Annotated in this window: 26 protein-coding genes; 13 read left to right on the top strand and 13 right to left on the bottom strand. The window is 68.4% G+C overall.

What is annotated here, in order from left to right:
- Nucleotide 1 precedes the first annotated feature (1 nt).
- The gene (locus tag ABMY26_RS19035) at nucleotides 2–799 is read left to right on the top strand and encodes an oxepin-CoA hydrolase, alternative type (RefSeq protein ID WP_372398742.1); all 798 of its coding nucleotides are present in this window, start codon (nucleotides 2–4) and stop codon (nucleotides 797–799) included.
- Nucleotides 800–847: 48 nt separating this feature from the next.
- On the opposite strand, the gene ABMY26_RS19030 is transcribed toward ABMY26_RS19035, so the two are convergent.
- Entirely contained in the window at nucleotides 848–2,326 is a 1,479-nt protein-coding gene (locus ABMY26_RS19030; protein WP_372398740.1) for a methyl-accepting chemotaxis protein, read from the bottom strand.
- Nucleotides 2,327–2,617: 291 nt separating this feature from the next.
- A complete protein-coding gene (locus tag ABMY26_RS19025) occupies nucleotides 2,618–4,012 on the bottom strand; it encodes a DUF3422 family protein (RefSeq protein ID WP_372398739.1) in 1,395 nt (464 codons plus the stop codon).
- Between the two features lie 235 nt (nucleotides 4,013–4,247).
- Here ABMY26_RS19025 and tldD point away from each other — a divergent pair, with 235 nt between their 5' ends.
- From tldD to ABMY26_RS19005, 4 genes are all read left to right on the top strand, one after another.
- On the top strand, nucleotides 4,248–5,681 hold the full coding sequence (tldD, locus tag ABMY26_RS19020) for a metalloprotease TldD (protein WP_372398738.1): 1,434 nt from the start codon (nucleotides 4,248–4,250) through the stop codon (nucleotides 5,679–5,681).
- 147 nt (nucleotides 5,682–5,828) lie between these two features.
- The gene (locus ABMY26_RS19015; protein WP_372398737.1) at nucleotides 5,829–6,398 is read left to right on the top strand and encodes a polymorphic toxin type 46 domain-containing protein; all 570 of its coding nucleotides are present in this window, start codon (nucleotides 5,829–5,831) and stop codon (nucleotides 6,396–6,398) included.
- A gap of 81 nt (nucleotides 6,399–6,479) precedes the next feature.
- A complete protein-coding gene (locus ABMY26_RS19010) occupies nucleotides 6,480–6,767 on the top strand; it encodes an immunity protein Tsi6 family protein (protein ID WP_372398736.1) in 288 nt (95 codons plus the stop codon).
- 100 nt (nucleotides 6,768–6,867) lie between these two features.
- On the top strand, nucleotides 6,868–7,392 hold the full coding sequence (locus tag ABMY26_RS19005; protein WP_372398735.1) for a glycine cleavage system protein R: 525 nt from the start codon (nucleotides 6,868–6,870) through the stop codon (nucleotides 7,390–7,392).
- Between the two features lie 155 nt (nucleotides 7,393–7,547).
- Here ABMY26_RS19005 and sugE read toward each other — a convergent pair whose 3' ends face one another.
- A complete protein-coding gene (gene sugE / locus ABMY26_RS19000; RefSeq protein ID WP_372398734.1) occupies nucleotides 7,548–7,865 on the bottom strand; it encodes a quaternary ammonium compound efflux SMR transporter SugE in 318 nt (105 codons plus the stop codon).
- Nucleotides 7,866–8,127: 262 nt separating this feature from the next.
- On the opposite strand from sugE, the gene ABMY26_RS18995 reads away from it, so the two are divergent.
- The 3 genes from ABMY26_RS18995 to ABMY26_RS18985 are packed head-to-tail and all read left to right on the top strand — an operon-like array spanning nucleotide 8,128 to nucleotide 13,102.
- A complete protein-coding gene (locus ABMY26_RS18995; protein ID WP_372398732.1) occupies nucleotides 8,128–8,451 on the top strand; it encodes a succinate dehydrogenase assembly factor 2 in 324 nt (107 codons plus the stop codon).
- 54 nt (nucleotides 8,452–8,505) lie between these two features.
- Nucleotides 8,506–12,147 carry a transcription-repair coupling factor gene (mfd, locus tag ABMY26_RS18990; protein WP_372398731.1) on the top strand — a complete coding sequence of 1,214 codons (3,642 nt, stop codon included), beginning with the start codon at nucleotides 8,506–8,508 and terminating at the stop codon, nucleotides 12,145–12,147.
- A 1-nt stretch (nucleotide 12,148) separates the two neighbouring features.
- Nucleotides 12,149–13,102 (top strand): ACT domain-containing protein, encoded by a 954-nt coding sequence (locus ABMY26_RS18985; RefSeq protein WP_372398730.1) that lies wholly within the window; start codon nucleotides 12,149–12,151, stop codon nucleotides 13,100–13,102.
- A 174-nt stretch (nucleotides 13,103–13,276) separates the two neighbouring features.
- On the opposite strand, the gene ABMY26_RS18980 is transcribed toward ABMY26_RS18985, so the two are convergent.
- The gene (locus ABMY26_RS18980) at nucleotides 13,277–13,474 is read right to left on the bottom strand and encodes a hypothetical protein (protein ID WP_372398729.1); all 198 of its coding nucleotides are present in this window, start codon (nucleotides 13,472–13,474) and stop codon (nucleotides 13,277–13,279) included.
- A gap of 56 nt (nucleotides 13,475–13,530) precedes the next feature.
- On the bottom strand, nucleotides 13,531–13,941 hold the full coding sequence (locus tag ABMY26_RS18975; RefSeq protein ID WP_372398728.1) for an HIT domain-containing protein: 411 nt from the start codon (nucleotides 13,939–13,941) through the stop codon (nucleotides 13,531–13,533).
- Nucleotides 13,942–14,196: 255 nt separating this feature from the next.
- Between ABMY26_RS18975 and ABMY26_RS18970 the strand changes: the two genes are divergently transcribed.
- Nucleotides 14,197–16,809 carry a glycosyltransferase family 2 protein gene (locus ABMY26_RS18970; protein ID WP_372398727.1) on the top strand — a complete coding sequence of 871 codons (2,613 nt, stop codon included), beginning with the start codon at nucleotides 14,197–14,199 and terminating at the stop codon, nucleotides 16,807–16,809.
- A 138-nt stretch (nucleotides 16,810–16,947) separates the two neighbouring features.
- The gene (locus ABMY26_RS18965) at nucleotides 16,948–17,532 is read left to right on the top strand and encodes a hypothetical protein (RefSeq protein ID WP_372398726.1); all 585 of its coding nucleotides are present in this window, start codon (nucleotides 16,948–16,950) and stop codon (nucleotides 17,530–17,532) included.
- A gap of 301 nt (nucleotides 17,533–17,833) precedes the next feature.
- On the opposite strand, the gene recA is transcribed toward ABMY26_RS18965, so the two are convergent.
- The 8 genes from recA to flgB form a co-directional block, all read right to left on the bottom strand.
- Nucleotides 17,834–18,913 carry a recombinase RecA gene (gene recA, locus ABMY26_RS18960; RefSeq protein ID WP_372398725.1) on the bottom strand — a complete coding sequence of 360 codons (1,080 nt, stop codon included), beginning with the start codon at nucleotides 18,911–18,913 and terminating at the stop codon, nucleotides 17,834–17,836.
- Between the two features lie 268 nt (nucleotides 18,914–19,181).
- A complete protein-coding gene (locus ABMY26_RS18955; protein WP_372398724.1) occupies nucleotides 19,182–21,695 on the bottom strand; it encodes an ATP-binding protein in 2,514 nt (837 codons plus the stop codon).
- A gap of 131 nt (nucleotides 21,696–21,826) precedes the next feature.
- Nucleotides 21,827–22,903 (bottom strand): flagellar biosynthesis protein FlhB, encoded by a 1,077-nt coding sequence (gene flhB, locus ABMY26_RS18950; protein WP_372398723.1) that lies wholly within the window; start codon nucleotides 22,901–22,903, stop codon nucleotides 21,827–21,829.
- A gap of 13 nt (nucleotides 22,904–22,916) precedes the next feature.
- Nucleotides 22,917–23,687, bottom strand: coding sequence for a flagellar biosynthetic protein FliR (gene fliR / locus ABMY26_RS18945; RefSeq protein WP_372398722.1), 771 nt, complete (start codon nucleotides 23,685–23,687; stop codon nucleotides 22,917–22,919).
- Nucleotides 23,684–24,043, bottom strand: a complete 360-nt coding sequence (locus ABMY26_RS18940; protein WP_372398721.1) for a flagellar biosynthetic protein FliQ — start codon at nucleotides 24,041–24,043, stop codon at nucleotides 23,684–23,686. Before ABMY26_RS18940 ends, fliR begins: the two co-directional genes overlap by 4 nt.
- Nucleotides 24,044–24,088: 45 nt before the next feature.
- Entirely contained in the window at nucleotides 24,089–24,388 is a 300-nt protein-coding gene (gene fliE, locus ABMY26_RS18935; RefSeq protein WP_045580398.1) for a flagellar hook-basal body complex protein FliE, read from the bottom strand.
- 76 nt (nucleotides 24,389–24,464) lie between these two features.
- Nucleotides 24,465–24,875 (bottom strand): flagellar basal body rod protein FlgC, encoded by a 411-nt coding sequence (gene flgC / locus ABMY26_RS18930; protein WP_045580399.1) that lies wholly within the window; start codon nucleotides 24,873–24,875, stop codon nucleotides 24,465–24,467.
- Between the two features lie 63 nt (nucleotides 24,876–24,938).
- Complete coding sequence (gene flgB / locus ABMY26_RS18925; protein ID WP_372398720.1) at nucleotides 24,939–25,343, bottom strand: flagellar basal body rod protein FlgB; 405 nt, start codon at nucleotides 25,341–25,343, stop codon at nucleotides 24,939–24,941.
- Nucleotides 25,344–25,596: 253 nt separating this feature from the next.
- On the opposite strand from flgB, the gene ABMY26_RS18920 reads away from it, so the two are divergent.
- Genes ABMY26_RS18920 through ABMY26_RS18910 form a run of 3 tightly spaced genes read left to right on the top strand, consistent with a single transcriptional unit; the run spans nucleotide 25,597 to nucleotide 26,809 of the window.
- Complete coding sequence (locus ABMY26_RS18920) at nucleotides 25,597–26,004, top strand: EscU/YscU/HrcU family type III secretion system export apparatus switch protein (protein WP_372398719.1); 408 nt, start codon at nucleotides 25,597–25,599, stop codon at nucleotides 26,002–26,004.
- The gene (locus ABMY26_RS18915; protein WP_372398718.1) at nucleotides 26,001–26,396 is read left to right on the top strand and encodes a hypothetical protein; all 396 of its coding nucleotides are present in this window, start codon (nucleotides 26,001–26,003) and stop codon (nucleotides 26,394–26,396) included. The genes ABMY26_RS18920 and ABMY26_RS18915 overlap by 4 nt, the downstream gene beginning before the upstream one ends.
- A gap of 23 nt (nucleotides 26,397–26,419) precedes the next feature.
- Nucleotides 26,420–26,809 (top strand): FliO/MopB family protein, encoded by a 390-nt coding sequence (locus ABMY26_RS18910; protein ID WP_372398717.1) that lies wholly within the window; start codon nucleotides 26,420–26,422, stop codon nucleotides 26,807–26,809.
- Nucleotides 26,810–26,811: the final 2 nt, after the last annotated feature.

The raw sequence follows: 26,811 nt of genomic DNA, 5'->3' as shown, positions 1-26,811 counted from the left end.
CATGAACGAACGTCAGGATACCGGCAGCATGACGGTTGAACGCCAGGGCCGCGTCATGGTGCTGACCATGAGCGACGCCGGCACCCGGAACGCGCTCGGCCTGCGGATGATGGCTGCCGGCCGCGACGCGCTCGACGAGGCGACGCACGACCCCGGCATCGGCGCCATCGTGCTGACCGGCGCCGACGGGGCCTTCAGCTCCGGCGGGCACCTGAACAACCTCTATCACCATGGCAGCCGCTCGCGGTCGGAGAACCGGGACGGGATCGAGCGCTTCCACGGCTGGGTCCGCTCGATGCGCGAATGCCCCAAGCCGATCCTCGCGGCGGTCGAGGGACCGGCGGCCGGCGCCGGCTTCTCGCTGGCGCTGGCCTGCGACCTGATCGTCGCGGCGGAGGATGCCCGCTTCCTGACCGCCTATGTCAAGGTCGGACTGACCTCCGACGGCGGCGCGTCGGCCTCGCTGGCCCGGGCCTTGCCGCCGCAACTCTATGCCGAGCTGATGCTGACCGGCGGCCCAGTCGATGCGGCGCGCCTGCATGCCGCCGGCGTCGTCAACCGCGTGACCGCCCCCGGCGGGGCGCTGACCGCGGCGATCGACTGGGCGGCGATCATCGCGGACGGGCCGGCCGGCGCCATGGGCCGGGCGAAGAAGCTGATGGAGCTGGCCTATGGCAGCTTCGCCACCCAGCTCGCCCGCGAAAGCGACCTGTTCGTCGAGGCGCTGCACCATGGCGAGGCCAAGGAGGGCATCACCGCCTTCTTCGAGAAGCGGCCGCCGGAATTCCACCGGCGCTGACCGGCTCCCGGCCCCTACTCAGCGGCCCCCTTCTCAACGGCCCCCTTCTCAACGGACCAGGACCAGCGCCGCCTCCTTGGTCCGCGCGACGGCACTGCTGACCTGCTCCACCGTGGCGGAGATGGCGGTGATGTTGGAGGTCACCGTCGCCACCGCGGCGGATGCGGTCTGCATGCTGCTGGACATGGTCTGGGTGACGGCGCTCTGCTCCTCCACCGCGGATGCCGTGCCGGTCACATGCTCCCGCACGGCGGTGACCGCCTCGCGGATCGCGGTCAGCGCGTTGGCGACCTCGCTGGAGGTCGATTGGATGCCCTCGATCTCGGCGGAGATCTGCTCGGTCGCCCTGGCCGCCTGATTGGCGAGGTTCTTCACCTCGCTCGCCACCACGGCAAAGCCCTTGCCGGCCTCGCCGGCACGCGCCGCCTCGATGGTGGCGTTCAGCGCCAGCAGGTTGATCTGGCCGGCGATGCTGTTGATCAGCCCGACGATGCCGTTCATCGCCTGGGCGGCGGCGGCCAGTCGCTCGGTGCTCGCGCCGACCGCCACGGTGCGGTCGAAGGCGCCGTCGGTCGCCGCGCGGGCGCGGGTCATGCTCTGCGAGATCTCGCCGATGGAGGAGACCAGCTCCTCGGCGCTGGCCGCAACCATCTGCACGCTTGCCGATGTCGACTCGGCGGCGGCATTGGCCGAGCCGGCCTCCTCGTTCGACAGGTGGAGCGCCTGGTCGATCTCGCCGAAATTCCGGTCGATCATGACCTTCAGTTCGTTCAGCAGGTTCACCTGTGCGGTGACGTCGACCGCGAACTTAACGATCTTCGTCACCTTCCCCTTCTCGTCGAAGATCGGGTTGTAGGCGCCTTCGATCCACACGTCCTTGCCGGACTTGGAGATGCGCTTGTACTGCGCCGCCTGGAACTCGCCGCGGCGCAGGGTGTCCCAGAAACGGGCATAGTCGGGGCTGTCGCGGTAGGCCGGCTCGACGAACATGCCGTGGCGCTTGCCGACCACCTCGTCCAGCCGGTAGCCCATCACCTTCAGGAAATTCTCGTTGGCCTTGGTGATGACGCCATCGGTGGTGAACTCGATCACTGCCTGCGACCGGCTGATCGCCGTCATCTGGCTGGCGTAATCGACATTCTCCAGCCGTTCCTTGGCGTCGGCCCATTCGACCACGAAGCCGATGCGCCGGCCATTGTCTGTCAGCGGCGTGACCAGCAGGTCGAACTGGTGGCCGCCGACCTTGATGGTGGCGCTATGCGGCTTGGTGAGGGCGGCCAGCATTCCGCGCTGGTGGCTCGGGTTCTTGTGGAAGATGTCGATGTTGCTGCCGACCAACCGGTTCACGTCGAGCCGCGGCAACTCCTTGCGCAGATCCGCTTCCGCGTCGCGCAGCAGCGCCGCAGCCGCGGGATTGACATGGACGATGGTCAAATTCTCGTCCGCAATCATCACCTTCGCCCGCAGCGCGTCGAGCGCGGCTATCTTTTGCGTCAGAACCCGATTGTTTTTCCCCCGCCCGAACATCGCCCGCTCCATCCGCATTCACTCAATTCGGGTCGATTATGCATACTCCAGTAGTGGAAACCATTGGGGGAAATCCGATGTTTTGCGACAGTGCGTTAATAACCGGAAACACTCCTGACATCTCTGTTAAACAGCCGAAGGATTTCCAACCAGGAGAAACAGAGAAACATGAAGTAGACGGAAAATTTTGCCGGGCGGAAAGATGGCGTCGATTGCCTCGACATCACGCATACTGCCCTGCCGTCGACGGAAGCCCGGGGGCGCGACCCGCCCGGGAATGGCTGGCTCCCCTCAATGGCCGCCGACCAGCACCTTGCGGATCCGCCGCACTCCCGACCAGACGAAGGCGATGACGATGGGAATCATCAGCCCGACCAGCATGTCGGGATCGACCTTCAGCCCGAATCCCTTCAGGCCCTTGGCGGCATAGCCGACGATGCCGACCAGGTAATAGCTGATCGCCACCACCGACAGCCCCTCCACCGTCTCCTGCAGCCGCAGTTGCAATTGGGCGCGGCGGTCCATCGACTGGAGCAGCTCGGCATTCTGCCCTTCCACCGCGATCTCGACACGGGTGCGCAGCAGGGTGCTGGCCCGCGCCACCCGTTGCGACAGCGACTCGATGCGCTGCTCGACCGCCTCGCAGGTGCGGATGGCCGGGGTCAGGCGGCGGTCCATGAATTCCTGGACGGTCTGCAACCCTTCTATCCGGATCTCGCGCAGCTCCTCGATCCGCCGCTCGACCAGTTCGTAATAGGCGCGGGCGGCGCCGAAGCGGAAGGCGGTTTCGGCGGCGATCTGCTCGGTCTGCGCCGCCAGCAGGGTCAGCCGGTCGAGCAGGTCGCGCTCGTCCTCCAGCCCGCGCAGGCCGGCGATCCGGGTGGTGACCTGCGACAGCCCGGCCTCGATCGGGCCCAGGCGCGGCAGCACGCCCCGCGCCATCGGCAGCGCCAGCAACGCCAGCACGCGGTAGGTCTCGATCTCCAGCAGGCGCTGGACGACCCGGCCGGTCTGGCGCGGCGTCATCGAATGGTCGGCGACCAGCATGCGGGAGAAGCCGTCGCCATGGATGCGGAAATCGGTCCAGGCGGTGGCGGAGCGGCCGGCGATGCGCGAGCCGACATAGCTTTCCGACCCGAACATCGCCGCCATCATGTTGGCCGACGGCTCGGGCATGTCGGCGTCGAGCACGGCGACATGGATGCCGACCAGCAGATCCCCCGGCAGCCCGGCCAGCCAGTCGCGCGGCAAGGCCGCCAGCGCCGGATCGACGAAGGGATCCGCCAGGGCGCCCGCCACCATGGCGCTGGGGCGGAAGACGGTCCAGGTCGAGAATTCGGTGTGGCGCTCCCATTTCAGGTGGAAGCTGCCGAAGGAGGCGCTGTGGTGGGTCGCCCCCTGCGGCGGGTGGACGACGCCGGCCCAGTCGCACAGGGCCTCCAGGTGCAGCCGCTCCGCCTCCGCCGCGCCCTCGCCCGACAGCATCGCCAGCATGGTGGCCCGCACCGGGGCGTTCAGCGATTCGGGCGGACGGGCATGGACCTCGTTGGTCAGGGTCTGGCGCAACGGATGGTCGCGCAGGGTCCGCGAACCGCCCACCGCGCCGGCCATCGCCCCGGCCATCGCCCCGGCAGGACCGCCGCCGACCGGCATCCCCGCAGCCGTCCGCACCGCACCGTCGTTCATCGTCGCCCCTCCCCCCGTCTTCGCCCGCCTTGCCTGCCCCTCATGCCCGGCCGGACCGGCGGCGCATCGCCGAACCTTGCGTCCGAACCTTGCCGCCAAAGCTTGCCGGACGGCTCGCGCGTCGCCACACTATAGTCAGTCCGTTAGAACACATCGCAAGGCAGGGCGCGAGATCGCCCGCTATGACACTGTGTCCTACCTTGGAACCAGGCCCCATCAGACGTTCGGAGTTTCCATGAGCGCGCTTGCCGTCACCGACGATCTCTTCTTCAACCGCGCCGGCATGGACCGCGCCCGCGTGGAAGGCGTCGTGCAGGACGCCCTGCACAGTGCCGACGATGGGGAGCTCTATCTGGAATATGCCCAGAGCGAGTCGCTGGGCTGGGACGATGGAAAGCTGAAGTCGGCCAGCTTCGACACCACCCAGGGCTTCGGGCTGCGCGCCATCGCCGGCGAGGCGACCGGCTTCGCCCATGCCAGCAACCTGTCGGAGGAGGCGATCCGCCGCGCGGCGGCCACCGTGCGCGCCGTCCAGTCCGGCCACACCGGCACGCTGGCCGAGCCGCCGGCCGGCACCAACCGCGCGCTCTACATGCCCGACAATCCCCTGCATCTCGTCCCCTTCGAGGAGAAGGTGAAGCTGCTGGCCGACATCGACGCCTACGCCCGCGGCAAGGACGAGCGGGTTCGGCAGGTCAGCTGCTCGATCAGCGGCGAATGGCAGGCGGTGCAGATCATGCGCGCCGACGGCGTGCGCGTCGCCGACCTGCGGCCGCTGGTGCGGCTCAACGTCTCCGTCGTGGTGGCCGAGGGCGACCGGATGGAGACCGGCGGCTATGGCGGCGGCGGCCGCGTCACCTACGAGCATTACATCCAGCCGGAGACCTGGCGCGGCTTCGTCGACGAGGCGCTGCGGCAGGCGCTGGTCAACCTCGCCTCCGTCCCCGCCCCGGCCGGCGAGATGACGGTGGTGCTGGGCAGCGGCTGGCCCGGCATCCTGCTGCACGAGGCCATCGGCCACGGGCTGGAGGGCGATTTCAACCGCAAGAAGACCTCCGCCTTCTCAGGCCTGATGGGCCAGCGCATCGCCGCCCCCGGCGTCACCATCGTCGATGACGGCACCATCGAGAACTCGCGCGGCTCGATCAGCGTCGACGACGAGGGCACGCCCGGCCAGTGCACCACGCTGATCGAGGACGGCATCCTGGTCGGCTTCATGCAGGACCGCATGAACGCCCGCCTGATGGGCATGCGCCCGACCGGCAACGGCCGGCGCCAGAGCTTCGCCTACCACCCGATGCCGCGCATGACCAACACGGTGATGCGCAACGGCGACCACACGCCGGAGGAGATCATCGCCTCGGTCAAGAAGGGCATCTACGCCAAGAATTTCGGCGGCGGCCAGGTGGACATCACCAACGGCAAGTTCGTCTTCTCGGCCAGCGAGGCCTACCTGATCGAGGACGGCAAGCTCGGCCCGGCGGTCAAGGGCGCCACCCTGATCGGCAACGGCCCGGACAGCCTGACCAAGGTGTCGATGATCGGCAACGACAGCCGCCTCGACCCCGGCGTCGGCACCTGCGGCAAGGACGGCCAGGGCGTGCCGGTCGGCGTCGGCCAGCCGACGCTGAAGCTGGAAGGCCTGACGGTCGGCGGCACCGCCGCCTGACGGCGGCCCGGGCCACACAGTCCCAGCCTTGGAAAGAGGGGCCGGGCCGCGGCAGCGGTCCGGCCCCGTCCGCATTCGGGGCTTGGAACTCTCGATTTCATCGATATCGTTCTTCCGGAGATTTTCAACCTCCTGGATTGAACGACCATGAAGACCATTCATTTCCGCTCCATGGGCGGAGCGATATTCGCGCTTTTCCTGGCGTTGGCGACCGCACTGCCGGGCCAGGGCCATGCGCAGTCCGCGCCGACGCCGGAGCAGTCGGCGGTCGCCAAGGCCGCAGGCGCCAGCGCCGACCAGCTGAACGCGCGGGTGGTGGTGGCCAGCTATTTCTACGCCTCGACCGACCTCACCTCTGCCCGTTATGGCGACGACTCCAAGGGCATCGATTTCTCCAAGCCGCTGGAGGTGATCGACATCCCCGCCGGAACCGCCTGGTTCCAGTATGTCCGCACCGGCTACGACAGCATCCGGTTCGGCAACTTCTTCTCCCCCGTCGTCACCGCCACCCCCGACTGCCTCGGCATCTCGGGCGCCGGCCGCGCGGAGTACAAGGCGGTGCTGCCCGCCGGCCAGGGGCTGAAGTCCATCGCGGCCCCCATCGTCGACACCTGGAGCACCCCGGGCACCAGCGTCCAGACGCAGGGCGGCTGCACCCAGGTCGTGATCCCCAACAGCGTCAAGGCCGGCGTGACCAGCGGCGGCCCCGTCCAATAACCGGCGGTCCCCTGCGTCCGGGGCGGGGTTTGCAAATCCGCCGCCCCGGCACGATCTCTCTGCCGGAAAGGGAGCGCCGCCATGTCAGACATCCTCACCAGGGACGAGCTTCGCAGCCGGATCGCCCGCGCGTCCGCCGGGGTTGCCGAACTGGCGCGCCGGGAGCCGGCGAACACATGGCTGGGCAGCATTCTGCACCAGCTCGCCTATGTGGGCGGCGCGCTGGATGCGGGCCGCGACCGGCTCGACCGGGCGGCCGAGTTGAATTTCGGCCTGCTCGCCTCCCACTATGTCGACGATGTCGACCCGGCGCTGGCGGCGGAGCTCCACGCCATCAGCGCCGCCACCCGCAGGCTGTTCGCGGCCTGACGGCTGTTTTTCCGCTGGAGTTCCCGGCAGACCGCTTCGATGATCGCGCATAACGGCCGCATCACGGCGGCACGATCATCATCGTCTAGGGAGGAACGCCATGACGGGATTGGCCCTGGTCTCCACCTTCTGCCCCGACCGGGTCGGGCTGGTGTCCGGCATCACCAGCCATCTGTTCGAACAGGGCATCAACCTGCGCGACGCCACCTTCGCCTCGCTCGGCAGCGGTGCGGAATTCTCCGCCGTCTGCGAGTTGCCCGACGGACTGACGGTGGCCGAGGTACAGGACAGCCTGTCGTCGCTGCCGGTGCTGGCCGGCGCCGAGGTGAAGGTCACGCCCTTCGCCTTCGACCCCCAGCCCGGCCCGCAGGCACTGGTGACCCACCGGGTCGAGGTGTCGGGCGGCGACCAGCCCGGCCTCGTCGCGCGGCTGTCCGAGATCTTCACCCAGTTCGACGCCAACATCGTCCGGCTGGATGCCCAGACCCTGCCCGACCGCAGCGGCGAGCGCTATGTGCTGCGCTTCTCCGTCTCGATCCCGGCGGAACGGGCGGAGGTCTGCCTGTCCGCCATCGCCAACACCGCCGAGACGCTGGCGCTGACCTGCCGGACGGAGGCGCTGTAAGGGGCGGCGAGCACGGTTGCCCCCTCCCCATCCCTCCCCCGCCTATGGCGGGAGAGGGGGACTGCCGCCGCTTCGGCAGTTCAATCCCGCTCACAAGCATCCTGCCCCCTCCCCCGCCTATGGCGGGGGAGGGATGGGGAGGGGGCCCCTTCCCCTCACCCGTGCAGCAGCTTCAACCCTGCGATCCCGCCGACGATGGCGGCGATGCACAGCAGGCGCAGCGCGTCGGCCGGCTCGCCGAACAGCCACATGCCGAGCAGGGCGGTGCCGACCGTGCCGATGCCGGTCCATACCGCGTAGGCCGTTCCCAGCGGCAGCGTCTTCAGCGCATAGCCCAGCAGGAGCAGGCTCGCCAGCATGGCCGCCGCGGTCAGCAGGCTGGGCATCAGGCGGGTGAAGCCTTCGGTGTATTTCAGGCCGACGGCCCATCCGATCTCGAACAATCCGGCAAAGAACAGCGTGACCCACGCCATGACGGCGACTCCGTCCTGGAATGGCGGGGTCGTCCCCACCCGGTTGCCCATCGTCGAGCGGCGGGGTCGTCCCCGCGGGCCACAGGGCAGATAGGACATCCCCCGCCAATGGTCAAGGCGGGCGGTCAAGGCGGGCGGTCAAGGCGGGCGGCCAATGTTGCATCGCCGGCCCGGCCCGTGCAGGATGGGGTTCCTGAATGGTTCCCTCCTTCGCCCTCCCTTCGCCTCTGGCGCCGTCGGGGGCTTTCGACGTTGGACTGCAATGACCGAAAACGGCACCCCACCAGCTCCCGAGACGTCGGCTCCCGAGATGGCCGAATCGCTCGAAAACCGGCGCAAGCGGCTGCGCTTCCGCTCCTGGCATCGCGGCACGCGCGAGATGGACCTGCTGATGGGCAGCTTCGCCGACGCCCATGTAGTGACCTTCGACCATGCCATGCTCGACCGCTTCGAGGCGCTGCTGGAACTGGGCGACCCCGACCTCTACGACTGGATGTCGGGCCGCGAGCCGGTGCCGGCCGAGCATGACGGCGACGTGATGCGCCTGTTGACGGCGTTCCAATACACACCACGTCAGGGCTCCTGACGGAGCCGGTCAAGGCTCCAAATCCTCTCTCCCGCATCCCCGAGGCATTCTCCTTTGGTCAGTTTCGATCTCCAGCCCGGCCGCGCCGGCCGTCTCCTGATCGGCGGCGCGCCCGAGGGCCATGACGCCCGCATCCTGGCGGAGCTTGCGCAGAAGGCCGGGGGCTACGGCCTGCTGCATGTGGCGCTGGACGACACCCGCGCCGCCCTGCTGGCCGAAGCGCTGGCCTTCTTCGCGCCGAAGCTGGAGGTGATGACCTTCCCGGCCTGGGATTGCCTGCCCTATGACCGGGTGTCGCCCAATGGCGGCATCGTCGCCCAGCGCATCGACACGCTGACCCGGCTGATCGCCCGGCGCGACGCGGCGGCGAACCGCGACGGGCTGGCCCCGCTGGTCGTGCTGACCACCGTGAATGCCGTGGTGCAGAAGGTGCCGCCGCGCAGCGCCTTCAAGGACGCGCTGTTCACCGCCAAGCTGCGCGACCGCATCGACCTGGAGAAGCTGCAACGCTACCTCGCCGGCAACGGCTACACCCGCGCCCAGACGGTGCGCGAGCCGGGCGAGTTCGCCGTGCGCGGCGGCATCGTCGACCTGTTCCCGCCCGGCACCGACGAGCCGCTGCGCCTCGACCTGTTCGGCGACGAGCTGGAGGGGGTGCGCGCCTTCGACCCGATGACCCAGCGCACCACCGACAAGCGCGAGCGGGTCGAGCTGAAGCCGATGTCCGAGGTGTTCCTGGACGAGGCGGGGATCGCCCGCTTCCGTTCCGGCTACCGCGAGCTGTTCGGCGCGGTGACCGACGACGATCCGCTCTACGAGGCGATCTCCGCCGGCCGCTCCTATGGTGGGATGGAGCATTGGCTGCCGCTGTTCCACGAGAGCATGGACACGGTGCTGGACTATTTGCCGCGCGGCATCGTCAGCCTGGACCATCAGGCGGCGGAGGCGCGCGACGCCCGCATGGCGCAGGTGGTCGATTTCCATGCTTCGCGCGACGGCATGATGACCATCGAGAAGCGGGCGGGATCGCCGGTCTACAAGCCGGTGCCGGTCGCCTCGCTGTTCATCGACGCCGTCGGCTGGGATGCGCTGATGGCCGAGCGCGCGGTGGCGCAGCTCCAGATCTTCTCGACGCCCCCCGGCATCAAGGGCACCGTCGACGCCGGCGGCAAGCGTGGCCACGACTTCGCCGAGGAGCGCAACCGCCCCGACGTCAACGTCTTCGACGCGGTGAAGGACCATATCCGGGCCCTGCGCGCCGACGGGCGGCGGGTGCTGGTCGCCGGTTACTCCGCCGGGTCGCGCGACCGCCTGTCCAACGTGCTGGCCGACCATGGCATCCCCGGCCTGGAGCCGGCGGAGAGCATGGAGGAGGTCCGCCGCTTCGACCGCGGCATCATCGGCACCATCGTGCTGGGGATGGAGCACGGCTTCACCTCGCCAGACCTCGCGGTCATCACCGAGCAGGACATCCTCGGCGACCGTCTGGTCCGGCCGCACAAGAAGAAGCGCAAGGCCGCCAACTTCATCGCCGAGCATTCGGCCCTGCATGAGGGCGACATCGTCGTCCACATGGACCACGGCATCGGCCGCTATGACGGGCTGGAGACGCTGGAGGTCACCGGCGCCCCGCACGACTGCCTGCGCCTGGTCTATGAGGGCGGCGACAAGCTCTATGTCCCGGTCGAGAACATCGAGGTGCTGTCGCGCTACGGCTCGGAGGACGCCCATGTCCAGCTCGACAAGCTGGGCGGCGCCGGCTGGCAAGGCCGCAAGGCACGGGTCAAGAAGCGGCTGAAGGACATGGCGGAGGCGCTGCTGCGGATCGCCGCCGAGCGCATGTTGAAGAAGGCCGACCCGGTGCTGACGCCGGAGGGTGTCTACCAGGAGTTCGCCGCCCGCTTCCCCTACCCCGAGACCGACGACCAGCTGAAGGCGATCGAGGACATCTTCACCGACCTCGGCAGCGGCCGGCCGATGGACCGGCTGGTCTGCGGCGACGTCGGCTTCGGCAAGACCGAGGTCGCCCTGCGCGCCGCCTTCATGGTGGCGATGAGCGGCAAGCAGGTCGCGGTCGTCGTGCCCACCACCCTGCTGGCCCGCCAGCATTTCAAGACCTTCTCGACCCGCTTCAGCGGGCTGCCGGTGCGCGTCGTCCAGCTGTCGCGCATGGTCACCGCCCGCGAACAGACCCTGGTCAAGAAGGAGCTGGCGGAGGGCACGGCCGACATCGTCGTCGGCACCCACGCCCTGCTGGCCAAGGGGCTGGACTTCAAGCGGCTCGGCATGGTCATCGTCGACGAGGAGCAGCATTTCGGCGTGAAGCAGAAGGAACGGCTGAAGGAGCTGCGCGCCGACATCCATGTGCTGACGCTGACCGCCACGCCGATCCCCCGCACCTTGCAGATGGCGCTGTCCGGCGTGCGCGAGCTGTCGCTGATCGCGACGCCGCCGGTCGACCGTCTGGCGGTGCGCACCTTCGTCCTGCCCTACGACCCGGTGGTGATCCGCGAGGCGATCCTGCGCGAGCATTACCGCGGCGGCCAGTCCTTCTACGTCTGCCCGCGGGTGGAGGATCTGGCGAAGGTCGCCGAGCGGGTGCGCGAGCTGGTGCCGGAGGTCAAGATCGTCACCGCCCACGGCCAGATGGCGGCCAGCGAGCTGGAAGACGTGATGACCGCCTTCGACGAGGGCAAGTTCGAGGTGCTGCTGGCCACCAACATCATCGAGAGCGGCCTGGACATCCCGAATGCCAACACGCTGATCGTCCACCGTGCCGACCTGTTCGGGCTTGCCCAGCTCTACCAGATCCGCGGCCGCGTCGGCCGGTCGAAGAAGCGCGGCTACGCCTATCTGACCTATGCGCCGAACAAGCCGCTGAGCAGCACCGCCCAGCAGCGCCTGCACGTCATCGAGACGCTGGACAGCCTGGGCGCCGGCTTCCAGCTCGCCAGCCACGACATGGACATCCGCGGCGCCGGCAATTTGCTGGGCGAGGAGCAGTCGGGACAGGTGCGCGAGGTCGGCGTCGAGCTGTACCAGCAGATGCTGGAGGACGCCGTCGCCAACGCCCGCGCCTCGATGCAGGAAGGGGCCATCGCCGCGGCGGCGGCGCAGGACTGGGTGCCGCAGATCAATCTCGGCACGCCGGTGCTGATCCCAGAGGCCTATGTGCCCGACCTGACGGTGCGGCTGTCGCTCTACCGCCGCATCGCCGATCTGGTCGACCGCGCCGAGGTCGACGGCTTCGCCGCCGAGTTGATCGACCGCTTCGGCAAGCTGCCGGAGGAGGTCGAGAACCTGCTGGACGTCGTCACCATCAAGCGGCTGTGCAAACAGGCCAACCTCGACCGGGTCGATGCCGGGCCGAAGGGCGTGGTGCTGGCCTTCCACGACAATGTCTATGCCGAGCCGGCCAAGCTGCTGACCTACATCGCCCAGCATTTGACGCTGATGAAGCTGCGGCCCGACCACAAGCTGGTCTACAGCCGCGAATGGCCCGACCCGCAAGCCCGCGTCCGCAGCGTGCAGAAGCTGGTGAAGGATCTGGCGGAGATGGCGTCCGGCGGCGGCGTGCCGCGCGGCGAGACCCCGCCGCCGCCGCCTCCCCCGCCGCCGCCCAAGCCGACCGGCGCCAAGCTGGTGTCGCGCCTGGGCAACAACACGCGCTTCGGCCGTCCGACCGGACGCCGGTGAGATGGACGACAGGATCCGTAACGTCCCGCTGGCCCTGCGGCTGGCGCGCGGCGACCGGCGGAGCGCGGGCGACGCCCCCTCCGTCGCCGCCGAGATAGCAACCGACCGCAGCAAGCTGGCCGAGCTGGTCGGCTGCCTGTTCGACCGCGATGCCAGCGTGCGGATGCGTGCCGCCGACGCGCTGGAACGGGTGTCGCGCGGCAATGCGGCTTGGCTCGACGCTTATGTCGACCATCTGCTGACCGATGCCGTCGCCATCGAGCAGGTCGAGGTGCGCTGGCACATCGCCCAGATCGTGCCGCGCCTGAGCATGAGCGAGGAGCAGCGCCGCCGCGCCGCCGTCCTGCTGGCCGACTGGTTCGAGAACAGCCCGAGCCGCATCGTCCAGACCAGCGCGCTGCAGGCGGTGGTCGATCTGGCCGAATCGGACGCCGCGCTGCGCGCCACCTCGGCGGAGATGCTGGGCCGCGCCATGCGGTCCGGCGTGCCGTCTCTGGCCGCCCGCGCGAAGCGCATCCTGAAGCCCTTCGAGGTGGACGAGGCGACGCTGACCGCGGCGCTGGTGCGCGAGCAGACCGGCCTCACGCTGTCGGTGCTGCCCGACCGGCTGGCGGTGGCGCAGTTGCCGCCCGGCGGCGGGCTGCCGGACTGGCTCGACTGGACCGACCCGCTGGTCGGCGCCACCCGCAGCGGCGACGAGCTGTCGATCCTCTGCCGCGAGGAGCGCGTGCCCGACGGCGTGAAGGCCGAACGCGGCTGGCGCGCCTTCCGGGTCGAAGCCACGGTGGATTTCACGCTGTTCGGCATCCTGGCCCGCATCGCCGTGCCGCTGGCCCAGGCCCATGTGCCGATCTTCGCGATCTCGACCTACAAGACCGACTATGTGCTGGTGAAGGCCGACGACCTCGACAAGGCGGCCGACGTGCTGGCGCTGACCTGCACGGTCATGCGGTAGGGTGCTCGGGCGGTTGCCCCCACCCTCCCACGCTGGCGCGTGGGCCCCTCCCTCCCCCGCTATGCGGGAGAGGGTAAGTTAGCTGGAGCGGCGGCAGTCCCCTCTCCCGCGATCGGACCGGCCTTCGGCCGACCGAGAGCGGGAGAGGGTTAGGGAGGGGGCAAATGGCTGCCCTCAGACCCCGCCACCCTCCCGCCGGCTCTGCTCGGCGATCTCCTCCCGCTCGCCCATCTCGTCCCATTTCTTCTGGACAGGCTTGTCGGGATCGCCGGACGCCTTGCCGGTCTCCTCGACCAGCTTGTCCTCGATCTGCTGGGCGGCGTCCGACGGGGCATCGGAGGTCACGGATTTGGAGCGGTCCTGAGCGGTCATGGCGGCGGTCTCCCAAATGATGGTTGACCACTCAAACACCGGCGGGCCGGCAAAGTTCACGCGCCCGCCTGCAATGCCTCCGCCAAACGTTCCACCAGTGCCGCGGCGGCGGCCGGCTCGTACGGCTCGGCATGGCCGGAGCCCCAGACCGGCCCCGGCCATGCCGGGTCGCCGCGCGTCCGCCCGATCACATGGACGTGCAGCTGCGGCACCATGTTGCCCAGCGCCCCGACATTCATCTTGTCCGGCGCGAACAGCGTCTCAAGCGCGCGGGACGCCTGGGCGATCTCGCGCATCAGGGTGATCTGGTCGGCCTCGTCCAGCCGGTGGATCTCGACCGCGCCGTCCCGCATCGGCACCAGGATCAACCAGGGCCACAGGGCGTTGTTCATCAGCAACACCCGGCAAAGATCCAGGTCCATGACAGGATAAGTGTCGGCTTGCAGGCGTTCGTTAAGGGAAAACATGCTTCTCTCCTGCTGGACCGCAATCCGGGCGGAATGAACCGGAGGCTGGTCTGTTGTAGCCGCCAGTGGCGGAGCAACCGGGAAGCCTGTATAGAATGCCCCAGCGTGCCGGGCAAAGGCCGGTGCGGCATTCGTTGGATGGTGGAACGGTTTTGAGTTCGGTCCGAGGCGAAGGTCGGGGCGGCACTGGCCTCCCTGCGCCATTCCCACGGGCCGTTTCGGTTTTTTCCGGTGCGGCGAGCGAGAACGACCCACATGCGTAAATCGGCCTTCGCGGTTCTGATCCTGGTGATCCTGGGCAACATCGCCTTCTGGGCGCTGTGGAACCGCCCGGTGGACGAGCGGTCCTGGGCCGGCGCCATCACCGGCGTCGCCTACACCCCCTTCCATTCCGACAAGAGCCCGTCGAAGGGCGACAAGGCGTCCGCCGACGACATCGAGAAGGACATGGACGCGCTGGAGGGCGCGGTGAAGGCGGTCCGCACCTACTCCACCACCGACGGCTCGGAGATGGTCGCGGCCATCGCCGCCAAGCACGGGCTGCCGGTCACCGCCGGCGCCTGGACCGCCGGCAAGCCCGAGATCGACGAGCCGGAACTGGCCGGCCTGATCAAGCTGGCCCGCGCCAACAGCAACGTCCGCCGGGTGCTGGTCGGCAACGAGGCGATCCTGCGCGCCGACCTGACGGTTCCGCAGGCCATCGAGTACGTCAAGCGGGTGAAGAAGAAGGTCAACGTGCCGGTCTCCATCGCCGAGCCGTGGCACGTCTGGCTGAAGAATCCGGAGCTGGCCGACGCGGTCGACTTCCTCGCCGTCCATTTGCTGCCCTACTGGGAAGGCGTGCCGGTCGACCAGTCGGTCGATTACGCCATGTTCCGCTACAACGAGCTGAAGGCGAAGTTCCCGAACAAGCACATCCTGATCGGCGAGATCGGCTGGCCGGCCGACGGCCCGTGGCGCCGCGGCGCCGAGGCCTCCCAGGTCAACCAGGCCAAGTTCATCCGCAACTTCCTGAACGTCGCCGCCCAGAACAAGCTCGACTACTTCATCATGGAGGCCTTCGACCAGCCCTGGAAGCGGGAGATCGAGGGCACCGCCGGCACCAGCTGGGGCCTGTGGGACTATCAGCGCAACCCGAAATTCCCGATGATCGGCGGGGTCAACGAGATCCGCAACTGGGAGGTCAAGTGCGCGACCGCGGTGGCGCTGGGCTTCCTGCCGCTGGTGTTCTTCCTGTGGCGGCGCAGCGACCTGAAGATCGGCGGCCAGATCTTCTACGGCGCGCTGATCCAGGCGGTGGCCTCCGTCCTCGTCTTCACCGTCAGCGCCGCATCGGCCGCCGGCCTCGCCGTGACCACCGAGATCGCCTGGGGCCTGCTGATCTTCTGCCAGCTCGTGCTGTTCGCGGTGATGCTGATCGACGGCATGGAGCTGACCGAGGTCGTCTGGCAGCACAAGTTCAAACGCAAGTTCATCCCCTGCTCCGCAGCACCTCTGCCCAACGCGGCGAAGGTGTCGATCCATGTGCCCTGCTACAACGAGCCGCCGCACATGGTGATGCAGACGCTGGACGCGCTGGCCGCCCTCGACTACCCGAACTACGAGGTGCTGCTGCTCGACAACAACACCAAGGATCCGGCGGTCTGGCGCCCGGTCGAGGAGTATTGCAAGAAGCTTGGGCCGAAGTTCCGCTTCTTCCACCTCGACAACTGGCCGGGCTTCAAGGCCGGAGCGCTGAATTTCGGCCTGGCCCAGACCGCGCCGGACGCCGAGCACATCGCGGTGATCGACAGCGACTATCAGGTCCATCCCGACTGGCTGAAGGCGACCATCCCGCACTTCAACCGGCCGGAGGTCGGCTTCGTCCAGTCGCCGCAGGATTACCGCGAGTGGGAGCACGACCTGTTCCAGCGCATGACCAACTGGGAATATGCCGGCTTCTTCCACATCGGCATGATCCAGCGCAACGAGCGCAACGCCATCATCCAGCACGGCACCATGACCATCATCCGCAAGTCGGCGCTGGAGAAGGTCGGGCGCTGGGGCGAATGGTGCATCACCGAGGATGCCGATCTCGGGCTGCGCCTGTTCGAGCATGGCTATGAAGCGGTCTACATGCCGGAGAGCTACGGCAAGGGCCTGGTGCCCGACAGCTTCTCCGCCTACAAGACGCAGCGCTTCCGCTGGGCCTATGGCGCGGTGCAGATCCTGAAGCACCATTGGCGCCAGCTGGCGCCGGGCGCCAAGGAACTGACCTCGGGCCAGAAGTACCATTTCATCACCGGCTGGCTGCCCTGGTTCGCCGACGCCGCCCATATGATCTTCGGCATCGCCGGCATCCTGTGGTCGATCGGCCTGATGGCCTTCCCGAAATATTTCGAGTTCCCGCCCAACGTCTTCATGATCCCGACGCTCAGCGTCTTCGCCTTCAAGGTCGGCGCCTCGCTCTGGCTCTACGAGGCGCGGGTGAAGTGCGGCTTCTGGGACAAGGTCGGGGCGGCGGTCGCCGGCATGGCGCTGACCCATACGGTCGGCCGCGCCATGTGGCTGGGCATCTTCACCTCCGGCCGGCCTTTCGTCCGCACGCCGAAATGCGAGAACCAGCCGGCGCTGATGCAGGCCTTCCTGATGGCGCGCGAGGAGTTGGTGCTGCTGGTGTCGCTGTGGGGCGCGGCGCTGGCCATCGTCATGGTCTTCGGCCACGAGAACCGCGACGCCTTCATGTGGTCGGGCCTGCTGGTGGTACAGTCGCTGCCCTATCTGGCCGCCTTCGTCACCGCGCTGATCAACGTCTTCCCGACCATCGGCTTCGGCAAGAGCAAGCCGTCCTCGGCCGATGGTGCCGTCGGTGCCGGGGCCGGCGACTGACCGGCCTATTTAGGCGCCGACCTCTTGGGCGATCGACATAGGCCGGCGCTTTCGCGTTGACGACAGCGCCGGCTATGCCAGACTTGGGCACTGGGAGACACGGGGGCACTGGGAGACACGGCCCCGGGGAGGTGCCTCATGTCCGGCAATCTCGCTTCCGGCCGCGGCATCGGCCCGCCGGAATTCAGCGTCCGCACCACAGCCGGGGTCGAACGCTCCGGCAGCGCCACCGACCGCAACCACCGCCGCAACCCGCGTCAGGAACAGCGCGACCGCGAGCAGGAGCGGCGGGAGCAGCATCCGCCCAACCCGCAGCGCCGCCGCCTCTACGACCTTCTGTTCGACGAGGTCGACCAGTTCGACGGGCTCGACGAGCATCAGCGGACCCGGCTGAAGGACAATCTGCGCAGCCACCTGTCCCGCCGCGTCCCGCCCTCCCCATCGGGAGCCGCCCTGGCGCCGCAGCATGACGAGGAGGCACTGGCCGAGGCGCTGCTGAAGGACCCGGCCGCGCCGCTCCCCGTCGATCCCGAACACATCGTCCAGGCCGCCACCGCCGCCGCCGCGATGCCGGACCCGGATCCGGAAACCGCCCGTCTGGCCGAACAGCTGCGCGACTGCCTCGCCCGCAACACCGACCGTGCCCGCAAGGTGGCGGTCTACCTGCACCTGTTGCTGACGCTGGAAGGCGCGTTCAGGCCGCACATGGTGGTGGACGTGTGAGGGTGCTGGCCGCCAAATGCCCCCTCCCCATCCCTCCCCCCGCTCTCAGCGGACCTTCGGTCCGCCTGTCGCGTCAGCACAAACCGAAGGTTTGTGCGAGAGCTTGGCGGTGGAGGGGGTAGGACGCTTGTCAGCGTAGCGTGAATACCCAGGCAGCAGGGTTCCCTCTCCCTCGAAGAGGGGGAGGGTCAGGGAGGGGGCAACCGCAGCCTGCAAATTTCCTATCCGCCTGAAAATGCGAAAAAGGCCCCGCCTCCCTTTCGGAAGGCGGGGCCTTTTTCATCACACATACCCTCTGCGATCACTCCGGCGTGGAGGCTTCGGCATCGCTTTCCGGGGTGCCCATCATCGCGTCGGCGACCAGACCGGCGTTGCCGCGGATCTTGGCCTCGATCGCGTCGGCCATCTCCGGGTTGTTGCGCAGATAGGTCTTGGCGTTCTCGCGGCCCTGACCGATGCGGGTGCCGTCATAGCTGAACCACGCGCCCGACTTGTCCACCACCCCGGCCTGGATGCCGAGATCGAGCAGTTCGCCGACCTTCGACACGCCCTCGCCATACATGATGTCGAACTCGACCACGCGGAACGGCGGGGCCATCTTGTTCTTCACCACCTTGACGCGGGTCTGGTTGCCGACCACGGCGTCGCGGTCCTTGATCGCGCCGATGCGGCGGATGTCGAGACGGACCGAGGCGTAGAACTTCAGCGCGTTGCCGCCGGTCGTCGTCTCCGGGTTGCCGAACATCACGCCGATCTTCAGGCGGATCTGGTTGATGAAGATGACGAGGCAGTTCGACTTGGAGATCGAGCCGGTCAGCTTGCGCAGCGCCTGGCTCATCAGGCGGGCATGCAGGCCGACATGGCTGTCGCCCATCTCGCCTTCCAGCTCCGCGCGCGGCACCAGCGCCGCGACCGAGTCGACCACCAGCACGTCGATGGCGCCGGAGCGCACCAGCGTGTCGGCGATCTCCAGCGCCTGCTCGCCGGCATCGGGCTGGGAGATCAGCAGGTCGTCGACCTTGACGCCGAGCTTGCGGGCATAGGACGGGTCGAGCGCGTGTTCGGCATCGATGAACGCGCAGGTACCGCCGGCCTTCTGGGCCTGGGCGATGGCGTGCAGCGCCAGCGTGGTCTTGCCCGAGCTTTCCGGCCCGTAGATTTCGACGATGCGGCCGCGCGGCAGGCCGCCGATGCCCAGCGCGATGTCGAGACCGAGCGAGCCGGTGGACACCACCTCCGTCTCGACCAAATTCTCCTTGGTGCCAAGCTTCATGATCGAGCCCTTGCCGAACGCACGTTCGATCTGGCTCAGGGCGGCATCCAGCGCCTTCTGCTTGTCCATGGAATCCTTCTCGACCAAACGAAGCTGTGCGGACGACATGCCCGGTACCCCTCTCTTAGAACACACGGTCGGCGCTCTTGCAACGAAGCTGAATGTACTCTCTTCGTTCCGGTTTGCAAGGGTCGATGTTTCTGGTGTGTTCTCCCCCCCTACCCCCTCCCTAACCCTCCCCCGCTTGCGCGGGAGAGGGAACTGCCGCCGCTTCGGCAGTCAGTTCACCCTGACAAGCGTCCTGCCCCCTCTCCCACCGCAGGTGGGGGAGGGATGGGGAGGGGGCAGCGGGGACGGGCCGGCGGCACCGCCCCCCTCACCTGCTGTCGCGGATGACCTCCTTCACCTTGGAGGCCAGCTGTTTCAACGAGAAGGGCTTGGGCAGGAAATGGGCCACCTCCACGCCGTCGATCTCGCCCAGCCGGTCCTCGGCATAGCCGGAAATGAAGATGACCCGCATGTCCGGCCGCAGCCGGCGGACATGGCGGGCCAGCGTCGGGCCGTCCATCTGCGGCATCACCACGTCGGTGATCAGCAGGTCGATGGAGGCGCCGTTGGTCTCGATCTGCTGCAGGGCCGCCTCGCCGTTCTTGGCCTCCAGCACCTGATAGCCCTTGTTGCGCAGCGCGCGGGCGGAGAAGACGCGGACCGCGTCCTCGTCCTCGACCAGCAGGATGGTGCCGGTGCCGGTCAGGTCGCTGCCGCGCCGCTCGCGCGGCTCCGCCGTGTCGACCGGGCGCAGCTCGCCCTGGTGGCGGGGCAGCAGGATGGTGAAGGTGGTCCCCTCCCCCACGGCGGAATCGACCAGCACGAAGCCGCCGGTCTGCCGCACGATGCCGTAGACCGTCGACAACCCCAGCCCGGTGCCCGACCCGACCTCCTTGGTGGTGTAGAAGGGCTCGAAGATGCGCTGCAGGTTCTCGCGCGCGATGCCGCAGCCGGTGTCGATCACCTCGATGGAGACGTAGCCGCCGGGCGGGATCGTCTCATGCTCGCGCCGCTCGGGCTGGTCCAGGACGAGGTTGGTGGTGTTGACGGTCAGCTTGCCGCCGCCGGCCATGGCGTCGCGGGCGTTGACCACCAGATTGATGATGACCTGCTCCAGCTGGTTCTGGTCGACCTTGACCAGCCCCAGGTCGCGGCCATGGATCATCTTCAGCTCGATGTTCTCGCCGATCAGCCGGCGCAGCAGGTTCGCCAGCTCGGCCAGCACGTCGGTCACGTTGATGACGCGCGGCTGCAGTGTCTGCTGTCGCGAGAAGGCCAGCAGCTGCCGCACCAGATTGGCGGCGCGGTTGGCGTTCTGCTTGATCTGCATGATGTCGCTGAAGGACTGGTCGCCCGGCTTGTGCCGCAGCAGCAGCAGGTCGCAGAAGCCGATCATCGCGGTCAGCAGGTTGTTGAAGTCGTGCGCGACGCCGCCGGCCAGCTGGCCGACCGCCTGCATCTTCTGCGACTGGGCGAACTGGGCCTCCAGGCTCTTGCGCTCTGTCATGTCGATGAAGTGCAGGATCAGCCCGACGCCGTCGCGCCGTCCGTCCGGCTTGACCGGGCCGACCAGCCGCCGGGCATAGAGCTGGGCGGTCAGCTCCCGCCCGCCGGACAGCCGCACCTCCAGCGGGGTCGCCGGATCGGCGCCGCCCTGGACCGCCTTCAGCCGGGCGGTCACCGCCTCGCGCTCCGCCGGGACGATCAGGTCGGGCATCGGCCGGTCGATGACGCTGCCCGCCTCGCTGCCGATCAGCGCCAGGAAGGCCTCGTTGCATTCGGTCAGCTGCCCGGTTTCGTCGACCAGGGCGATGCCGATGGGGGCATCCTCGAAGAAGCGCTGGAACCGCTGCTCGGAATGGCGCAGCGCCTCCTGCCACTCGCGTTCCGGCGACAGGTCGCGCACCACCGACCGGGTGTGGACGGTGCCGTCGTCGGCCCGCACCACGCTCTGCGCGACCGCCACCTGGAACCGGCGGCCATGCAGCCCGACCATGGTCAGCTCGCCGCGCTGCTCGCCGCCGCCATGGTCGAACAGGTCGTAGGGGGCGGCGGCCGGCGGAGCGGCGAGGACGCCGTGCAGCCGCAGCTCGCCGTCGGTCAGGTCGCCGGGCGAGGCCTCCAGCCACTGGGCCAGCGTGGCGTTGACGAACAGGAATTGGCCGTTCTGGTCGACGGAGAAGAAGCCGACCGGCGCATGCTCCATGAAATCGGCGAGCTTGGCCTGCTCGCGCAGCATGACATGTTCCAGCTCGCGCCGGGCGGTGATGTCCTCGACCCGCCAATGGACCGAGCCGGGAAAGCCGGCGATCGGCTGGCCCTGGACCTTGCGCCATTCCGGCGGACGGCCGTCCAGTGCCGGGATCGCCAGCTCGGCCGAGGCCGCAGCCCCCGCCCGCACCCGGTCGCGCAGGCGGCCGAACTCGCGCGCGCTGTCGGGATCGCCGGAGAACTGGCGCGCCAGCGCATCCAGCGGCCGCTCGCCGCGGCGCCAGCCCGCCAGTTCGCGGAAGGCGGCATTGACGAACAGCACCTCGTCGGCACCGTCGCAGACCAGCTGTCCGGCAGGCATCCCTTCGAGCGCACCGCCCAGCAGCGCGCCGACGCGCGCCGACCGCCGCACCACCGCGACGCTGCGGCCGATCAGCAGGCCGATGCCGGCCGCCGCCGCCGCCGCGCCCAGCCAGCCGACCGCGTCGCGGTCCAGCAGCAGCCCGGCGGCCAGCAGCAGCAGCCCGGCCGGCGCCAGTCCGTACTGGAGCAACAGCATCGCCCCGCCGGGCGGTGCGCCGCCGGCGATCCTGCGGCGTGCGGTGTCGGAAAGGGAAGTTGACTCGTCCACCGAAACTCCAAGCCGCACATAGTCAAAAGCCGTGGGCAAACCGATGATGCCTCCATCGGGATGCATCCGCCGCACACGCCCGCCGATCGCTTCCGCCACCTGCATCGGCCGTCCGCTTCCGGAGCGGCCGATCAGTTGCGCAGCGACCGCCCCTTGAGCTTGAAGACATAGGTAATGACTTCGGCGACCGCCCGATAGTGCTCGGATGGGACTTCCGCGTCGATATCGCATGCGGCATAGAGCGCACGGGCGAGCGGAGGGTTCTCTATGACCGGAACATTGTTGGATTCGGCGATCTCGCGGATCTTGAAGGCGACCTGGTCGACGCCCTTGGCCAGCACCATCGGCGCTCCCATCTGGTTGGGATCGTATTTCAGCGCGACCGCGAAGTGGGTCGGGTTCGTCACCACCACGTCGGCGCTGGGCACCGCGGCCATCATGCGCTTGCGCGCGCGCTCGAACCGGATCTGGCGGATGCGGCCCTTGACGACGGGATCGCCTTCCTGCTGCTTGTGCTCGTCCTTCACCTCCTGCTTGGTCATCTTCATCTTCTTGTCGAATTCGTGCTTCTGCCACAGGAAGTCGCCGGCGGCGATGAAGGTCAGCACCACCAGCACCCAGATCAGCAGGCGGTGGGCCAGCCCGTCCATCTGCTTCAGCAGCGCAATGATGTCGATGCCGATATAGGCCTCGATGCCGGCGAACATCGGCGCCAGCGCCATGTAGGCGACGCCGCCGACCACCGCCAGCTTGGCGATGCTCTTCAGCAGTTCCACCCCCTGGTTGGCCTTGAACATGTTCATCAGGCCGGGCAGCGGGTTCAGCTTGTTGAATTTCGGCGCGATCAGCTCCCACGAGACATGGAAGCCGGTCTGCCCGATGGTCGACAGCACGCCGGCCACGACGAACAGCAGGATGGGCAGCCACAGCGCCCACAGCGAATCCATCATCACCCGGAACAGCAGCGCGCCCACCCCGGCGCGGTCGAAGGTGAACTGGTCGACATTCTCGAAATAGTAGTTCAGCCGGAAGAAAAGCCCCTTCATCGTGCCGGGCAGGATGGAGACCAGGACCACCAGCATCGCCGCGACCATCAGCCAGTTCGCGGCCTCGCGGGTCATCGCGAACTGGCCCTGCTTGTGGGCCTCGTCGAGTTTCTTGGAGGTCGGGTCCTCCGTTTTGGAGGATTCGTCCGGCTCGTCCGACACCGGCCTTCTCCCTCTACAACGGCTTCAGCAGGTCGACGAAGGTCGACTCGAAGCGCGACAGCCAGAACATCATCATCGCGCCCAGCGTCAGCGCGAACATGAACAGCCCGAGCAGCACCTGGACCGAGGTGAAGAGCTGGAACACCTGCACCTGCGGCGCCAGCTTGTTCAGCAGCCCGAGCGCCAGCGCGAACAGGACGCCGGTGATCAGGAAGGGAGCCGACATCTGCACCCCCATCATGAAGGTCTTCGACACCAGTTGCCCGACAACGTTGGCCATGTCGTCGACCGGGATCGCCGCGCCGGGCACGAAGGTGGCATAGCTGTCGACCACGGCCATGATCAGCAGATGGTGCAGGTCGGTGACGAACAGCAGCAGCAGCCCGAGCCAGCCCATCAGCGACCCGGGCAGCGAGCCGGCGGTCGCCAGCGCCGGATTGAAGATCTGGGCGTTGGCCAGTCCGCTCTGCAGGCTGATGATGGTGCCGGCGACCTCCAGCGTGCCCATCAGCAGCCGCGCCACCGTGCCGATGAAGATGCCGACCGTCATCTCGCCGGCCGCCAGCACCAGAAGCTGGAACGGGCTGCCCGGCATCGGCGGCAGCAGCGGCCGGATCGCCGGAGCCACCAGCACGCTGACCGCCAGCGCGAACAGCAGGCGGGTGCGTGCGGAGACGAAGGCGTCGCCGATGGTCGGCATCACGCTGAAGGCGGTGCCGATGCGCAGGAACACCAGCATCCAGACGAAGAGCTGCTCGCCCAGGAGCTGCTGGAGGACGTTCATTGGCCCGCCGCGGCGGCGGTCGGCGCCGGGGCCGGGGTTATGCCGGTGCCGGGAGTGAAGGGGGCGCCGCCATTCTCGTGGGCGCCGACGCCGATGGCGACGATGCGGTCGGCGACCTCATGCTCGAAGAACTCGGTCAGCTTGCCCAGCATGAAGGGCATCAGCAGGATGCTCAGCCCGAAGACCAGCAGCAGCTTCGGCACCATCGCCAGCGTCTGTTCGCTGATCTGGGTGACGGCCTGGAACACCGATATGACGGTGCCGAGCATCATCATGATGACCAGAATCGGGCCGCACACGATCACCAGCGTGACGATCGAGGTGCGGCAAAGCTCGATGACTTCGGTCTCGTTCATGACGGCGACATGAAGGACAAGGCGGAGGACAGGCCGGGAAGCCCGTCACATCGGCATGCGCAGGATTTCCTGGTAGGCGTTCAGCACCTTGTCGCGCACCGCGGTGACAGTCTGCAGCGTCACCTCGGCGTTGGTCACCGCCTGCACCACGTCGTTCAGGTCGGCCTTGCCGACGGAGGCCAGCGCGGACATGTCCTCGCTCTTCTTCAGGGTGCCGATGCTCTCCTTGGCCGCCTGTTCCAGCACGTCGCCGAAGGAGACGCCGTCGCGCGCGGCCATGCCCGGACCGGTGGTCTTGGATGCCGTGGTGGCATAGGCCGCGGCGGCGTTCAGCGGATTGATCATGGCGGCGGTTCCGGTCGGTCAGGAGAGGAGGAGGAGGGCGGCAAATCGGGCGGATGCGGATCGGGCGGGCGGCGGGTCAGGTGCGCAGGATGTCGATGGTGCGGGTCAGCATCTGGCGCGCGGTGTCGATGGCCGACAGGTTGGCCTCGTAGCTGCGCTGCGCCTCGCGCATGTCCATCGCCTCGACCACCGAATTCACGTTCGGCAGCAGCACATAGCCGTCGGCGTCGGCCGACGGGTGGGACGGGTCGTAGCGGCGCTGGAAATCGCCCTTGTCCACATCGACCTTGGCGACGCGGACCTTGTCGACGTCCATCGCCCGGTCCAGCTCGTTCTTGAAGATGACCGTCTTGCGGCGATAGGGCAGATCGCCCGGCGTTTCCGCCGTCGTATTGGCGTTGGCCAGATTCTCGGAGATGACCTTCAGCCGCGTGCCCTGCGCCTTCAGGCCCGACGCGGAAACCGCCATCGACTGGTAGAGATCCATCGCACCGCCTCCTCAAACGCCCGCCGGAGCCATCCGGCGGCCGGCATGCAAAGCAAAGCCGGATCAGCCGCCGGTCCGGATCGCCGACTTGATCATCGCCACCTGCTTCTTATACAGGTTGGTGATGGTCTGGTAATCCATCGAATTCTGGCTCATCCGCATCATCTGGTCTTCCAGGACGACGTTGTTGCCGTCCGGCGCCGTCTCGTACGGGTCGCGCACCTTCTCTTCCTTGGCCATGCCGCCCGGGCCGCGGGTGCCGGCAAGATGGGACGCATTGGTCGACACCGGGGTCAGCCGCCGGTTGTCGCTCAACGCGTCGCGGAAGCTGAAGGGCTTCAGCTCGCGGCTCTTGTACTCCGGCGTGTCGGCGTTGGCGATGTTCTGCGACAGGACTTCCTGACGCTGGGTCAGCCAGTCCATCTTGCGTGACATCAGCTTGAAGATGCCGAGATTTCCGAGGTCCATGGCCCAGATCCCGTTCAGGTCCGCCTGCGTTCCGCGCGCCCTCCCCCGGCCGCCCCGCCAAGGCCCGGCGGCAGCGGAACACCGGGCAGCGGAACGCCGGATGGACGGCATCGCTTCCGATGGTCGCCCGTTTGCGTTAACGAAGGATGAATCACCCCTTGCGCCGATCGGTGGGCGTACCGTCCTTTACAGTTCGTTAAGCCTGCCGGTCCAGGATGCGGGCCGAGATAAGGACCCCGGAAAGGCTTCCTTCTTGTCCGCGCATCCCCGCTCCCCCGTCACAGGTCCCGCAGGCCCGGCCCATGCCGGCAAGACGCCCGCCGGCAAGACGCCCCGCCCGGCCCGGCGCCCGGTGGCGGTCGCGCTGAAATACGAGCTGGGAACCCAGACGCTGCCGCGGATCGTCGCCAGCGGCAAGGGCACGGTCGCCGAACAGATCCTGGAGGTCGCCTTCGCCAACGGGGTAAAGGTGCGCGAGGACGCCGACCTGGTCGAGATCCTGTCGGCCATCGAGGTCGACAGCGACATCCCGGTCGAGGCCATCGCCGCTGTGGCCGAAATCCTGGCCCATGTCTACCGTGCCAACGGCACGCTGCCGCCGGAGCCGCAGCCCGATGCCGAGGAACCGGCACAGGGAGAGCCAGTGGAGGACACGCCATGACCGGTGCGGCTTCTCCGCCCGCCCCGCTGGCCGAGCGGGCGGCGGCGCTGGCCGCCACGCTCGACGACGCCCGGCGGGAGGCCGAGTCCGGCGTCCTGATCGACCTCGCCGGGCTGGAGGATCGCGTCGCCCGGCTCTGCGCCGAGGCGGAAGGGCTGCCGCGCGGCGCGGCGCGTGCCCTGCTCGGCCCGCTGGGCGACCTCGTCGCGGCGCTCGATCCGCTGGCCGCCGCGCTGACCGACCAGCAGGCGCAGCGCGAGGAGGCCATCGCCGCCGCGCTCGACGGCCGCGACGACCCGCACACCGCCCGCCGCCGGGCCGCCGCCGCCTATGGCCGCCCCGACTCCGCCGCCCCGGCACCGTCCCCGGCACCGTCCGACGATACGCCCTGACCACAGAAAGCCCGCCGGTTCCCATGGATCTCGACCAGTATATCCGCTTCCTGATGGCGCTTCTCTTCGTGGTGGCGCTGATCATGGTCGTCGCCTGGGTGCTGCGCCGCGCCGGCATGGCCGGCGGCAGGGTGCGCGGCCGCGGCCGCCAGCGCCGGCTGAGCGTGGTGGAGGCCCTGCCGATCGACGCCAAGCGGCGGCTCGTCCTGGTCCGCCGCGACGACCGCGAGCATCTGATCCTGCTGAGCGCCAACGGCGACCTGCTGGTCGACAGCGCGCCTGCCGCCGGCTTCGACACCGCGCTGGTCCAGAGCGCGCTGGTCCAGAGCGCGCAGCGGCAGGAGGGCACGGCGCGGCCTGACATTCCGCCTTTGCAGGGCACCGCCGATTCGGCCGGGGCCGGGCCGCGATGATG

The sequence above is a fragment of the Azospirillum sp. HJ39 genome (assembly GCF_041507355.1).
Lineage (GTDB): Bacteria > Pseudomonadota > Alphaproteobacteria > Azospirillales > Azospirillaceae > Azospirillum > Azospirillum thiophilum.
Note: the sequence above shows the minus strand (reverse complement) of the source record. Positions and strands in the feature narration are given on the sequence as shown.

Bases quoted from the DNA above. Each gene is read 5' to 3' on its own strand.
- ABMY26_RS19035 (WP_372398742.1), top strand. From the start codon at position 2: ATGAACGAACGTCAGGATACCGGCAGCATGACGGTTGAACGCCAGGGC.
- ABMY26_RS19030 (WP_372398740.1), bottom strand. From the start codon at position 2,326: ATGTTCGGGCGGGGGAAAAACAATCGGGTTCTGACGCAAAAGATAGCC.
- ABMY26_RS19025 (WP_372398739.1), bottom strand. From the start codon at position 4,012: ATGAACGACGGTGCGGTGCGGACGGCTGCGGGGATGCCGGTCGGCGGC.
- tldD (WP_372398738.1), top strand. From the start codon at position 4,248: ATGAGCGCGCTTGCCGTCACCGACGATCTCTTCTTCAACCGCGCCGGC.
- ABMY26_RS19015 (WP_372398737.1), top strand. From the start codon at position 5,829: ATGAAGACCATTCATTTCCGCTCCATGGGCGGAGCGATATTCGCGCTT.
- ABMY26_RS19010 (WP_372398736.1), top strand. From the start codon at position 6,480: ATGTCAGACATCCTCACCAGGGACGAGCTTCGCAGCCGGATCGCCCGC.
- ABMY26_RS19005 (WP_372398735.1), top strand. From the start codon at position 6,868: ATGACGGGATTGGCCCTGGTCTCCACCTTCTGCCCCGACCGGGTCGGG.
- sugE (WP_372398734.1), bottom strand. From the start codon at position 7,865: ATGGCGTGGGTCACGCTGTTCTTTGCCGGATTGTTCGAGATCGGATGG.
- ABMY26_RS18995 (WP_372398732.1), top strand. From the start codon at position 8,128: ATGACCGAAAACGGCACCCCACCAGCTCCCGAGACGTCGGCTCCCGAG.
- ABMY26_RS18985 (WP_372398730.1), top strand. From the start codon at position 12,149: ATGGACGACAGGATCCGTAACGTCCCGCTGGCCCTGCGGCTGGCGCGC.
- ABMY26_RS18980 (WP_372398729.1), bottom strand. From the start codon at position 13,474: ATGACCGCTCAGGACCGCTCCAAATCCGTGACCTCCGATGCCCCGTCG.
- ABMY26_RS18975 (WP_372398728.1), bottom strand. From the start codon at position 13,941: ATGTTTTCCCTTAACGAACGCCTGCAAGCCGACACTTATCCTGTCATG.
- ABMY26_RS18970 (WP_372398727.1), top strand. From the start codon at position 14,197: ATGCGTAAATCGGCCTTCGCGGTTCTGATCCTGGTGATCCTGGGCAAC.
- ABMY26_RS18965 (WP_372398726.1), top strand. From the start codon at position 16,948: ATGTCCGGCAATCTCGCTTCCGGCCGCGGCATCGGCCCGCCGGAATTC.
- recA (WP_372398725.1), bottom strand. From the start codon at position 18,913: ATGTCGTCCGCACAGCTTCGTTTGGTCGAGAAGGATTCCATGGACAAG.
- fliR (WP_372398722.1), bottom strand. From the start codon at position 23,687: ATGAACGTCCTCCAGCAGCTCCTGGGCGAGCAGCTCTTCGTCTGGATG.
- ABMY26_RS18940 (WP_372398721.1), bottom strand. From the start codon at position 24,043: ATGAACGAGACCGAAGTCATCGAGCTTTGCCGCACCTCGATCGTCACG.
- fliE (WP_045580398.1), bottom strand. From the start codon at position 24,388: ATGATCAATCCGCTGAACGCCGCCGCGGCCTATGCCACCACGGCATCC.
- flgC (WP_045580399.1), bottom strand. From the start codon at position 24,875: ATGGATCTCTACCAGTCGATGGCGGTTTCCGCGTCGGGCCTGAAGGCG.
- flgB (WP_372398720.1), bottom strand. From the start codon at position 25,343: ATGGACCTCGGAAATCTCGGCATCTTCAAGCTGATGTCACGCAAGATG.
- ABMY26_RS18915 (WP_372398718.1), top strand. From the start codon at position 26,001: ATGACCGGTGCGGCTTCTCCGCCCGCCCCGCTGGCCGAGCGGGCGGCG.
- ABMY26_RS18910 (WP_372398717.1), top strand. From the start codon at position 26,420: ATGGATCTCGACCAGTATATCCGCTTCCTGATGGCGCTTCTCTTCGTG.